Here is a 12,000-nt window from a genome sequence, read left to right on the forward strand (position 1 = left end):
ACCACGCGAGTTGAATCATTGTCAATGAAACGAATGATTCTCTTATTTGGTTGAGTTTTTTTAATAATTAAAAAGAGAGACATGAAACTTAGATGTATAGTATTGGACAATTCCATTATACAGCAAAAGATAATGGAGAAAATGATAAACAACCATCCAAACTTGGTATTGTCTGGCATGTGTAGTAGTGGGTTAGAAGCCAATTATCGAATAACGAATAATAAAATAGACTTAATGTTTTTGGATGTTGATTTGCCGTTAGGTTCCGGATTTGATTTTTTGGAATCCTTAGAAAATCCACCGCAGACAATATTGACTTCAAATAATCCGGATTATGCTGTAAAGGCGTTTGAATATAATATTTCATATTACTTGTTAAAACCTATTACGTCGATGAGTTTTAACATTGCTGTTGAAAAGGTATTAAAGCAACAAACCATTTTAAATCAGAAAATGGGAGAGGAAGAATTTGTATTCGTAAAAAGTAATTTAAAAAAGGTAAAAGTAGTACTACGAGATATCAAATGGGTAAGGGCAATAGGCGATTACATAAAAATAGTAACTGCAAAGCAAAATTTCATTGTTCACTTAACAATGAAAGGATTCGAAAAAATGCTGCCGGAAGACAAGTTTCTAAGGATACATAAATCATATATCGTAAACCTTAAAAGTATAGAACAGTTCAGTTGTAAAGATGTTGAAATAAGTGGAAAATCATTGCCTTTAAGCAAGAGCAAAAAAGAGGTGCTTTCTGATAAATTGATGTTTAGTTGAAAACCAATTGGTGTTCTTGTCATTCGTTGACACCTATTTGACTAAACCTAGTTTAACATAGCTGTAGTTTCTTTAAAGTTATTGATACACCTCATTTTCAGCATAAAATATTCTATTGTTAGTGACCTATATCATTTCAATACCAATTTATTCTATCGATTTTTAAGGTAATCATAAAATAAGTATAATGCCACACACGAAAAAATTTGACCAAAATGTTGAAGCTTATGAGCAATGGTATGAAGACTACCCGGAGGTATTTGAATCAGAGCTTTTAGCAATAAAAGAGCAGTTTCAGAAATTACCCGAAAATCTTCATGGTATCGAAGTGGGCTTGGGAACAGCCAGGTTTTCTGTGCCTTTAGGAATTAAGGAAGGGATAGAGCCTTCTAAAGAAATGGCGGCATTGGCCGTTAAAAGAGGAATTTCAGTAGTAGACGGGTATGCCGAACAGCTACCATTTGGTGACCTGAAATTTGATTTTGTACTTTTTGTGACCATATGTCACTTAGATAATGTAAAGTATGCCTTTGCCGAAGCATATAGAGTTCTTAAGCCAAAAGGAGCAATTTTAATAGGCTTTCTAGATAAGGATAGGAGTGTAGCCAAACAATATATAGAAAATCGGCATAGAAGTACATTTTTTACAAATGCTAATTTTTTCACGGTCAGCAGAATGCAGACCTTGCTTAAAGATGTTGGTTTCAAAAATTTGGAATATAATCAAACACTCTTTGGTGATTTAGATGAAATAAAAGAAGTACAAATGCCTAAAGAGGGTTTTGGTGAAGGGTCTTTTGTTGTTGTAAAAGCTACCAAGAAATAGAGGGTAATCATGAATATCACAAGTTGCTAAAACGAATTTTATAGACGAATATGTGTTTTTACTTAAAGACCAAGTGTCTTTTTTGAATTGGTTTTCTCTAGTATTTGTATGGCTTCGTGATCAGAAACTTGTTCGAATTCTTCATAGAATTGGCCAACCGCCTGGAAATTATCAGGTATAAGTATACAGATGACTTCATCTACATTTTCGGTATTTGATATTTTATGGATTGCAGAAACTGGAGCAACAGGTATAGCTACTATAATTTTAGATGGTTTTTGTTTGTATACTAGTTCTACAGTCGCTAACAATGTATTGCCCGTTGCGACACCATCATCGACTATAATTACCGTCTTGTTCTTTAAATTTGACGGAGATTGATGCTTATAATATTGATTGTACCGATCCCTTAGCGTTTTACGTATGTGGGCGGTCTCGGCGTCAATATAGCTTTTGTCAATGCCCACGGCATTGGTTAAGATGATGTTTTCTAAACTAACGGCACCAATAGCATATTCTTTATTGATTGGATGTCCTATTTTTTTAGTTAGAACCACATCTAATGGAGCATTTAGTTCTTTTGCTACTAACGCTCCTATAGGCAAACCACCTCTAGGTATAGCCAATACGATTACGTTTTCATCTTTGTACTTCACTAACTTTTTAGCTAGTTGTGTTCCTGCATCAAATCTGTTTTCAAACATGGGTTTTTATTTTTTGTTCAATATATGTTTAGTGAACCATGATGCCGATATTCGTGAAACTTCCTCCAATTTTCCCGGCTCCTCAAACAAATGCGTTGCATTTGGTATAATTTCTAATTTCCGCTCGCATTTTAGTTCTTGATAGGCTTTTTCATTCAGTTCAATAACTACATCATCCAAACCTCCAACGATTAATAGTGTGGGAGCGGTAACCTTATGGAGGTCTTTTAGCGCGAGATCGGGTCGTCCACCTCGTGAAATAACAGTTTTTATATCGTCACCATAGAAAGCCGCGGCCTTCAAGGCTGATGCGGCCCCAGTACTGGCCCCAAAATAACCGATGGGCAAGTTTTTAGTGTCTTGTAGTTGTTGTGCCCATTGCGTTACATCTATAAGGCGAAGTGTGAGTAAATCGATATTGAATCGATTTTCGTAGATTTTGTCTTCATCTACTGTTAATAGATCAAAGAGTAAAGTGGCCAAGTGATTTTTTTGTAAAATCTCGGCCACATAATTATTTCGAGGACTTAGGCGGCTGCTACCACTTCCATGTGAAAAAATGACTAAGCCTATGGGGTTTTGGGGTACGGCCAGATTTCCTTTAAGTATTACCCCGTCTATCTGTATACTTACGGTTCTATGGTTAAACTCGTTTTTCATTTTTTGATTTTCTGTTTACCAAAAATTGAAAGTAAGGGAAGGTTGTGGCGTATAAAATGATACAGGTCATGCATCTTCCTTTGTGAGATTTTAGCATTTTCGGGAAACAGCCCTTGCACCATTAATAGCTCTCATTTCGTTTATGATAATTCTGAAATGGACTATAGATAAATTATTTTTTACCTGTGATAAATTCATTTAAAAAAGGATTGAAAATGTGTTTGAAGTACGTGTAGTTGTCGTCTTTTAATTAAACAATCATTAGAGACGAAAGTCAAATCAAGTCAATTCATATGATATTTTTAAACTCTTTGCACGTTTTCTTGTGACCCCGACTGGACTCGAACCAGCTACCTTCGGATGATCAGCTCATCATATTCATTAAAAAGTTCTTTAACCTAACAGGTAGGCGGTTCTTGACTTTTCTCATCATAGGTAGCCCGAAAGACTTATACACACCATAGTTCCATTTGTTTTTCAATGGCTTTACTTCGTTGGGCAAACGCTCGTAAGTTTACCAATAATCTTCCTTCGAGCGTAATTTTGCTTTTTGTCGTTAAGCCTCCTCCATTTCCGTATCGTCATTGGCAACGGTTTATAATAGTATACACTTTTATCTATATTTAGGACACGGCACGCCATACTGAAACCATAATGGAAAATATTTTTCGCTATTGACAAGGCTTTAGGGCTTTATTTCTATTATCTCCTAGGCCATTTGCTGGTGCAGTTCAAGGGTAGTATACAAGGTTCAATTTTTTCTTATGGCTTACATAAAAAAAGGTAATTAAATTATGTATTTTTAGATAACCTATACACACAAAAAATAGAATTCATGAAGAATATTTTTCGTTTCCTTTTGGTCATTTTAGTGATGGCCGCTACTACTACAGTAGCCCACGGTCAAAAAAAATTAGACCAACAAACTATTATGGATTTGAAAAAAACAACCAAATATGGCTTCATACTTACAACGGAAAGACATTTTAAGGGGGTGCTAAGTATGTATGATCTGCTTATAGAAAACGGTGCTGTAATAGAGGAGTACGAAATTGTGGTAAAAGGAAAGGTGGTGACCCAATTGGTCAAAAATTCGAAACTGGAAGAGTTTTTTCAAAAATATAAGGGAAAGGTCAAGGTAAGCGTATGTAGTGTTGCCATGGAAAAATTAGGCGTAGCGGAAGAGTCGCTTTTTGAAGGTCTCAACGTTACCCCGACCGCCTCGGTACGGATGCTTCAATTACAGGCAAATGGCTACAATACGTTGACTTATTAGATAGGAAGATTTAACAAAAAAAGGAAACTACTTTAACTCTTCTTGATAGAGGAGTTTTTGTGGATACTCTGCAGCATTAGTATCGTTTTTACTTTTAGTTAAATAATGTATAAAATCTGCAGAACTGCACTTTGGAAGCTTCTTAAATGCATACTTCACTAATATAACACGTTCAATACTCATTCATTTTAAGAAGCCCCTTCTATGGTGAGCTTTCAATTCATAAATAACTAAAACCGTTCCAAACGCTATACGGCAAATGTTTTGGCAAAAGCCTATTTGAATTTAATTTAAGAAATTGTTGGGGCGATCTTATTCACTTTTGGGATGATAAAACTTTCCCATTATGGTATGTTCAGGAAATTGAAGGTTATCGTGCAGATGTCGGGGTTTTATTCACTTCTTACTTTAAACCGGATTTCTGTGTGGATCAAATACAACGAAAAGCTTAAGAAAGAGAAGCTATTCCTTCGCAAAACTCAAATGAAAAATATAGTAGAGGAAATCGTGATGTTCTCTATAATTAGGATATAACAGAAAATAGATGGCCGATAAAAGATTTTATCAATTGGATTGGTAGGAGTTATCCAAAAAAAGATTGAAAATTCAGTTATCCAATTAAATCAATTCATATGATGTCATTGAAAACAATAAACCCTGCAAATCATAAAATTTGCAGGGCTTTGTTTTTTGTGACCTCGACTGGATTCAAACCAGTAACCTCTTGAGCCGTAATCAAGTGCGCTATTCAGTTGCGCCACGAGGCCTTTTAAAATTTCCCTTAACGGGCTGCAAATATATTTCTTTTTACATTTACCACAAAATTAAGAGCACTATATTAAATGGATTTAAGAAGCTTAATTAGAGATGTACCTGATTTTCCTAAGGAAGGTGTGATTTTTAAGGACATAACTTTGTTATTACAAAACTCTGATGCCCTAAAAGAAACTACTAATGCACTGATTAAATTATTGAACGGGCAAAAAATTGATAAGGTTGTTGGTATGGAGAGTAGGGGTTTCATATTTGGGCCCATGCTTGCAAATAGGCTTAATGCTGGTTTTGTACCCATACGAAAACCAGGAAAATTACCATCTACTACACTTAGCGAGACCTATGATCTTGAATATGGTACAGATACGCTTGAAATTCATATAGACGCTATCGAAAAGGGCGATAAGGTACTTATACATGATGATGTGCTGGCTACAGGTGGTACGGCAAATGCAGCATGTAAGTTGATAGAACGTTTAGGAGGTGAAATAGTTCAATGTAATTTTTTAATAGAACTTACTTTTCTTAATGGCTCGTCAAAAATTAATGGTTACCCGACTCAATCTCTGTTAAAATATTAATCAAGTGCCTTAGTGGTAATTAAATAACGCCAACCTATAAGCGCCATTTGTAATTTGCTAGCTTTAGATAGGTCTAAACGTTGCTTACTATACGAAGGTAAAAGAGCTTTATTAAGCTTAGCTAGTAGTTTATAAATTGCTTTGTTCAAGGTATTATTTATTACAAAAGTACATAAATAAGAAAGCGATTGTTTAAATCATCATATTTCCTTTAGCTGAGAATAAGAAATACTTAATGTACTGCAAGGGTAATTATGATACTTAAAATTAATACGACTAAAAGTTTTATTAGAGCTATCATGATGCATGGTTTTAAAGATTGATTGAAGGTTATCTAAATGATTGTTCATGAAAGATATGTGGGCTTAATCAGAAGGGCAAATAAAACTTGTTAATTTAGTGTAATCAATTCCACAACTTTAAGTAAATAAATCAAATCAGTTATAATATTAAAGTAGTTTTCTGCAAATTTGTTTTAAATTGATGTAAAATTTTAGTTTTTAGTTTTATTATGAAATAGATGTAGAGGTGTATTTGAGCACTTTTTAAATTGTAAGGGGCTATTCATTTTTAAAAATGATTAAAAAGGCTATTTCATCATTAATATCAAAAAATCCGATGTATAGTAACACCGGATTTTGATTAAAGTCAACCCTAATAAAATTATAGATGATTATTCTTTTGTAATTATTTCAATAACTCCATGTTTAGCTTCTTTTCCATATTTTTCAATAGCCTTGTCCCATTTTATGACATTCATAGATTTAATAGTACTCTCATCTAAAATTTTAATGGCTTTAGCGTCGCTTTTTTTTCCATCAATATAAAACAATGGTTCTTCTTTGCCATCTGTGGTAATAAACATAAATCCGTTACCTTCTTTTTCTACTATTTTAACGTCATAGTCTTCGGTAGTAGAACTACTGATAGAAATTTGTTTATTGTTGACAGATGTAGACTTTTTTATGTTGACTACTTTATTATTCTCTTCTGCGTTTCTGAATAATATACTATTCTTGTCGGTATCAATTATAATATACGTTGGATCAATGGTGTCATGGTCTGATACAGAGTTGTATCTGCTACTTACCTCTCCATTTCTCTTATTTCCACCAGAAATTTCAATAGATATATTTATTATCTCCCCATCTTCATTCCTAACCGTAGTATATGAGAAATCAAATTTCTCGTTGACTAAATCTGCTTTAATTTTTAAGAATTGTGAATCTGAAGTATTTTTATCTATAAGGAGTTCAATAGTGTTTTGTGCAGAATCAAATTGCGAATTAATTTTATAGGAATAAACTTCCCTTACATTAAAGCCTAACAAAAAGAAGGCTAGAAATGGTAGAATTAATAAACTCTTTAATGCTTTTAATTTGTGTGATTTTTGTTGATTGATCATAACGATTCGTTTTTTGATTAATGAATTGAAAAATGGATTGACGATTGATGAATGGTGATTTCCAACTGCCCTTTGCAGTAGTATATATTGATATGCTTTTTTATTGGTTTTGATTTGATGATTTTCGGTATCGGCAAGAAATTCTAAATTTTGTTTTACTGCTATTCGATACAACCAAGCAATGGGATTAAACCATTGTAGTATTAAAAAAACTTCCATCAATATAATATCTAAAGAATGTAATTGTGCGGCGTGAACTTCTTCGTGCGCTACTATGGCTTTTAATTCTTTTTCTGTATGTAGTGTCGGATTGTAAACAATATTGTTGAAAAAAGAGAAAGGCTGCATAGTTGCCTTAGTTTTAATGTGAACTGTTGTCGGTAATGTAATACGCTCACCCGTATTAAGCACGCTCTTTAAATCTAGGCCTTGTCGAATTAATTTGATAAATAATATGAAGACCCCAATCAGATATAGTGTTATTAAGTATGAATAGGGAGTTAAAGCATTAACGGTTGAGGGTTCAGAAAGTGCGGGTATAGCTGCATTGGTATTTGTTAAATCAAATATTGGGGCGTTAATAGTATTCGTAATATATAATAATGGGAATAGTGCAGAAAGTATAAGTCCATTAAGAAGAAATAACCTATTGAACTTAAATAATGTTTCTTTCCTTAATAATACATGATAACAACTGTAAAATAGAAGTAGAACAGAACTTACTTTTAATATATAGTAGAATAGTGCTTCCATCTATTTACTGTTTTCAATTAACGAAATAATTTCCTTTAATTCTTCAACGGAAATTTTTTCCTCCTTAGCGAAAAATGATACAATATTCTTATAAGAATTGTCAAAATACCCTACCATGTCTTCATTTACATAAGCTTTATAATAACTCTCTTTGCTTACAATCGGATGATATTGATGTGTTTTTCCATAGGCCGTAAAACCTACAAAGTTCTTTTCCTCTAAATTTCGTACAATAGTCGATAGTGTATTGTAATGCGGTTTGTTTTTAGTAATCTCATCCATTATTTCTTTGACAAACGCTTTTTTTAAGCGCCAAAGAATTTTCATGATTTCTTCTTCCTTATTTGTTAATTTTTCCATGGTCTATTTTCGTTTTACGAATGTAAACTATTTTTATAGTTTTAAAACTATAAAAATAGTTATTTAACTATAATTTTAGTTTTTATATACTTTCAATAGTTGCTTACCAACAGGTTTCTTCTATTTATATTTGTGTAAATTCTTTTCATGCAGAACTTTCTTTTTATTCTTGGTGGACTGTTTTTATTGATAGCCGGTGGTAATTGGCTTTTAAAAGCTGCTGTCGATTTATCGCTGAAATTAAAGATTCCAAAAATTGTTATAGGTATGACGGTCGTTTCTTTTGCAACTTCGGCACCAGAATTAATTGTTAGTATAAATGCTGCATTAGATGGTTTCCCAGATTTAGCTTTAGGTAATGTAGTAGGATCTAATATTGCCAATTTAGGCTTGGTGCTAGCTATTACTATTTTGTTAAGTCCTATTGATGTAAGTAAAAGTTTTTATACCACAGATTGGCCGGTAATGATGTTGGCCTCATTACTCTTTTTCTTTTTTATATATTTTGATGGTGTTTTAGAGAAGTACGAAGGTATTATTATGGTAATTTTTCTTTTCTTATTCTTGGTGTATCTATTGCGTTTTCAAAAACCGGCAGTAATTGATGAAGATGATGAACCTGATGTTATGATGCCAACATATAAAACTGCGCTTTTTTTAGGTTTAGGTGGTGGTGCTCTTTGGGGAGGTTCAGAATTATTGATTAGTGGTGCAGTCGGTATGGCTACCGCATTTGGGGTTAGTGAACGCGTAATAGCTATCACAATTGTTTCTATAGGTACTAGTATTCCAGAATTAGCGGCATCGGTAATCGCGGTAATAAAAAAGGAAAAGGCGATTTCATTAGGAAATTTAATAGGGTCCAATATCTTTAATCTACTAGCTGTTTTAGGTATAACTTCAATTATTACCCCTATTCGCGTAATGGATCAGGGCTTATTGACCAACGACATTTTTTGGATGTTGGGTATTTCCTTTCTCATTCTGCCTTTGGTATTTATACCAAAAGGGCTGCGTTTGGGCTGGAGAGATGGTATGATTCTTGTAGGAATCTACTTGGCCTTTGTGTACGTTACCATAGGTTGACCAAAACCAACCTATGAAAATTTTCACTACTAAGTTTCTTTTCATCTACCTTTTAGTAAGTACTTGCGTATCGCTATCTGCGCAAACTTCTGAATTTCTTAGAGCTAAGGTATTAGATCAACAAACCGGTGAACCTGTACTATTTGCAACGGTAAGTATTAAGGGTAAATCAAAAGGCGTAATTACCAATATGGATGGTAGTTTTAGGTTGCCCATTAACTTTTGGAAATCAGGCATATCGATAGAGATTTCATCTATGGGTTATGAGAAAAAGGAATTTGATTTACAAAAATTTTCTCCGAACGATATCAACATAGTTCGATTAGTTCCAGGTGTTTTTACCTTAAACGAAGCTGTTGTAATTGCAAAAGGAGAAAAAAGACTTTCAGCAAGAGCAATTGTGCGCAGAGCAATTGAAAGAATCCCGAAAAATTACCCTTTATCCAATTTTAGTACAAAAGGATATTATAGAGATTATCAACTAGACAGTTTGGGCTACCTAAATCTTAACGAAGCAATCTTGCAAGTTTTTGATAATGGTTTTGATGAAATTGATTCGGTTAGTACTAAAACTAGAATTTATGAATATAAGCAGAACACTACTTTTAGAAGGGACACCCTGGCAGATGACTCCTATAATTATAAGGATTGGAAAAAGACTATTGACAATGCCTATTTAGAATCTCATGGTGGTAATGAGTTTACTATTCTTCGAGTACACGACGCAATCCGGAATTATAAAATCAATAGTTTTGATTTAATTAATAGTATGGAAGATGGTGATATATTAAAAAATCATTCGTTTAAAAAAATGGAAGATACCTATTTTGATGGGGAGCCGCTATATACGATTCGAATAAAAAAGATACTTCCTGGTTATGAGGCAAGAGGTACCGTTTATATTTCCAAAAATAATTATGCCATTCATAAATTACAATACGCGGTTTACGATGATAATAAACGTAACAAAAATGAAAGGTTACAAGAAATAGGTGTTAAAGGCGAACTTATTTTTGAGATAGTTTCAGAATACAATAGAGATTCAGATTTAAAAATGTACCTCAATTACATATCTTTTCATAACACATTTCAACTTTCTATACGGCCAAAATTTGTAATAGAGGATTTATTGATAATGGCAGAAAAGCGTGCCTTCCTATTAAATTTCAATAATCAACCGGTCATTGACCCCATTTTTCAAAGTAATGAATGGTATGATTTTAATTATAAGGGTAAAAAGATTGAATTTGAAAAGATTGAGGTCAAAAGTAATTCTACCATAGTTTTATTTCCTAAAATGAGCTCAAGGGATTTAAGTAATATGTTTGGAGATTTGGAAACGATGGCTAATAAAAATAGAGATGTTAGTGCAGCAATGAAATTTAAGGTTACCGGTTTAAAAGATGTGGAGGGTAATATGCTTAACACGTGGACTTATAGAAATTATGACCAGTTCAGAGAATTTTTTACACAAGAAACATTTCCTAATCTCTCAGTTGGTATTTCTAAAGACAGTTTAATGCTAAAAGACGCACCATTAGATGGTAAGCTTCAGCCAATTTGTTTGCAATGCAAAAGTTCAAGTTATTGGATGAATACTCCTCTTCAAAATACTAAGCAATAAAAAACGCCTTGGAATAGACCAAGGCGCTTTTAGTATAATCAACAATTAACGAGGTATTAGATCTTAGCCGATTTAACCGTTTTTATAATTCTACCAGCAATTTTATAAGGATCACCATTAGAAGCAGGTCTTCTGTCTTCTAACCAACCTTTCCATCCTTTTTGAACGGTAATGATAGGGATTCTGATTGAAGCACCTCTATCAGAAATACCATAACTGAAATCTGAAATTGAAGCAGTTTCATGAAGGCCGGTCAAACGTTGATCGTTAAACTCACCGTAAACCGCAATATGTTCTTTAACAACTGGTCTGAATGCCTCACATATTTTTTCATAAATTTCTCTAGAACCACAAGTTCTTAATGTAGTATTAGAGAAGTTTGCATGCATACCAGAGCCGTTCCAGTCCAATTCCTTACCTAATGGTTTTGGATGATATTCTATATAATAACCATATTGTTCTGTTAAACGATCTAGTAAATAACGTGCAACCCACATTTCGTCACCAGCTAATTTAGCGCCTTTAGCGAACAATTGAAATTCCCATTGTCCAGAAGCTACCTCTTGGTTAATTCCTTCAAAGTTAAGTCCTGCAGCGATACAAAGATCAGCATGCTCTTCAACTAAGTCTCTTCCGTGGGTATGCAATCCTCCAACAGAACAGTAGTACATTCCTTGTGGAGCTGGATAACCACCAATAGGGAAACCTAAAGGTAATTGTGTTTTAGTATCCATGATAAAGTATTCTTGCTCGAAACCGAACCAGAAATCATTGTCTTCATCTTCTATAGTAGCTCTTCCGTTTGACGCATGCGGTGTTCCGTCTGCATTTAAAACTTCAGTCATTACTAAAAATCCGTCCTTTCTTGCAGGATCTGGAAAAATAGCAACAGGCTTAAGCAAACAGTCAGAAGAACCACCTTCAGCTTGTCGTGTTGAACTTCCATCAAAAGACCACATTTCGCAATCTTCTAGTTTACCACCAAAGTCATTAACCACTTTGGTCTTGCTTCTCATGTTTTGGGTTGGAAAATATCCATCTAACCAGATGTATTCTAATTTTGTTTTGCTCATAATATAATAGTTATATTTTTTTTTGAATAAAAGACAAACAAAAATATGTTTTTTATCATTTCATATGAATTTTTGAGGGGGTAAATCTTTAAAAATTAAATTAA

12 protein-coding genes and 1 tRNA gene are annotated in these 12,000 nt (G+C 33.5%); 6 read left to right on the forward strand and 7 right to left on the reverse strand.

Annotation, left to right across the window (positions count from 1 at the left end; genetic code table 11):
- Positions 1 to 81: 81 nt before the first annotated feature.
- A complete protein-coding gene (locus tag BMY56_RS08510) occupies positions 82 to 774 on the forward strand; it encodes a LytR/AlgR family response regulator transcription factor (RefSeq protein ID WP_091622635.1) in 693 nt (230 codons plus the stop codon).
- Between the two features lie 187 nt (positions 775 to 961).
- Positions 962 to 1,600, forward strand: a complete 639-nt coding sequence (locus tag BMY56_RS08515) for a class I SAM-dependent methyltransferase (protein ID WP_091622637.1) — start codon at positions 962 to 964, stop codon at positions 1,598 to 1,600.
- Between the two features lie 62 nt (positions 1,601 to 1,662).
- Here the strand turns inward: BMY56_RS08515 and BMY56_RS08520 are convergent, their stop codons facing one another.
- Complete coding sequence (locus tag BMY56_RS08520) at positions 1,663 to 2,304, reverse strand: phosphoribosyltransferase (RefSeq protein ID WP_091622640.1); 642 nt, start codon at positions 2,302 to 2,304, stop codon at positions 1,663 to 1,665.
- A gap of 6 nt (positions 2,305 to 2,310) precedes the next feature.
- The gene (locus tag BMY56_RS08525) at positions 2,311 to 2,964 is read right to left on the reverse strand and encodes a dienelactone hydrolase family protein (protein WP_091622642.1); all 654 of its coding nucleotides are present in this window, start codon (positions 2,962 to 2,964) and stop codon (positions 2,311 to 2,313) included.
- A gap of 835 nt (positions 2,965 to 3,799) precedes the next feature.
- Between BMY56_RS08525 and BMY56_RS08530 the strand changes: the two genes are divergently transcribed.
- Positions 3,800 to 4,240: a DsrE family protein gene (locus BMY56_RS08530; RefSeq protein ID WP_091622645.1), complete on the forward strand. Its 441-nt coding sequence runs from the start codon at positions 3,800 to 3,802 to the stop codon at positions 4,238 to 4,240.
- Positions 4,241 to 4,933: 693 nt separating this feature from the next.
- Here the strand turns inward: BMY56_RS08530 and BMY56_RS08540 are convergent.
- A tRNA-Arg gene (locus BMY56_RS08540) sits at positions 4,934 to 5,007 on the reverse strand.
- A 75-nt stretch (positions 5,008 to 5,082) separates the two neighbouring features.
- Between BMY56_RS08540 and BMY56_RS08545 the strand changes: the two genes are divergently transcribed.
- A complete protein-coding gene (locus BMY56_RS08545; RefSeq protein WP_091622651.1) occupies positions 5,083 to 5,595 on the forward strand; it encodes an adenine phosphoribosyltransferase in 513 nt (170 codons plus the stop codon).
- Here BMY56_RS08545 and BMY56_RS18850 read toward each other — a convergent pair.
- From BMY56_RS18850 to BMY56_RS08560, 3 genes are all read right to left on the reverse strand, one after another.
- Positions 5,592 to 5,744 carry an SsrA-binding protein gene (locus tag BMY56_RS18850; protein ID WP_091622654.1) on the reverse strand — a complete coding sequence of 51 codons (153 nt, stop codon included), beginning with the start codon at positions 5,742 to 5,744 and terminating at the stop codon, positions 5,592 to 5,594. The two genes, BMY56_RS08545 and BMY56_RS18850, sit on opposite strands and share 4 nt — an antisense overlap.
- Before the next feature lie 524 nt (positions 5,745 to 6,268).
- A complete protein-coding gene (locus tag BMY56_RS08555) occupies positions 6,269 to 7,753 on the reverse strand; it encodes a M56 family metallopeptidase (protein WP_091622657.1) in 1,485 nt (494 codons plus the stop codon).
- A complete protein-coding gene (locus BMY56_RS08560; protein ID WP_091622661.1) occupies positions 7,754 to 8,113 on the reverse strand; it encodes a BlaI/MecI/CopY family transcriptional regulator in 360 nt (119 codons plus the stop codon).
- A gap of 147 nt (positions 8,114 to 8,260) precedes the next feature.
- Between BMY56_RS08560 and BMY56_RS08565 the strand changes: the two genes are divergently transcribed.
- Both BMY56_RS08565 and BMY56_RS08570 read left to right on the forward strand, forming a co-directional pair.
- Positions 8,261 to 9,199 carry a calcium/sodium antiporter gene (locus BMY56_RS08565; RefSeq protein ID WP_091622664.1) on the forward strand — a complete coding sequence of 313 codons (939 nt, stop codon included), beginning with the start codon at positions 8,261 to 8,263 and terminating at the stop codon, positions 9,197 to 9,199.
- A 13-nt stretch (positions 9,200 to 9,212) separates the two neighbouring features.
- Positions 9,213 to 10,823, forward strand: a complete 1,611-nt coding sequence (locus BMY56_RS08570; RefSeq protein ID WP_091622666.1) for a carboxypeptidase-like regulatory domain-containing protein — start codon at positions 9,213 to 9,215, stop codon at positions 10,821 to 10,823.
- 56 nt (positions 10,824 to 10,879) lie between these two features.
- On the opposite strand, the gene BMY56_RS08575 is transcribed toward BMY56_RS08570, so the two are convergent.
- Entirely contained in the window at positions 10,880 to 11,896 is a 1,017-nt protein-coding gene (locus tag BMY56_RS08575) for a glutamine synthetase beta-grasp domain-containing protein (RefSeq protein ID WP_091622669.1), read from the reverse strand.
- Positions 11,897 to 12,000: the final 104 nt, after the last annotated feature.

The sequence above is a fragment of the Maribacter orientalis genome, assembly GCF_900109345.1.
GTDB lineage: Bacteria > Bacteroidota > Bacteroidia > Flavobacteriales > Flavobacteriaceae > Maribacter > Maribacter orientalis.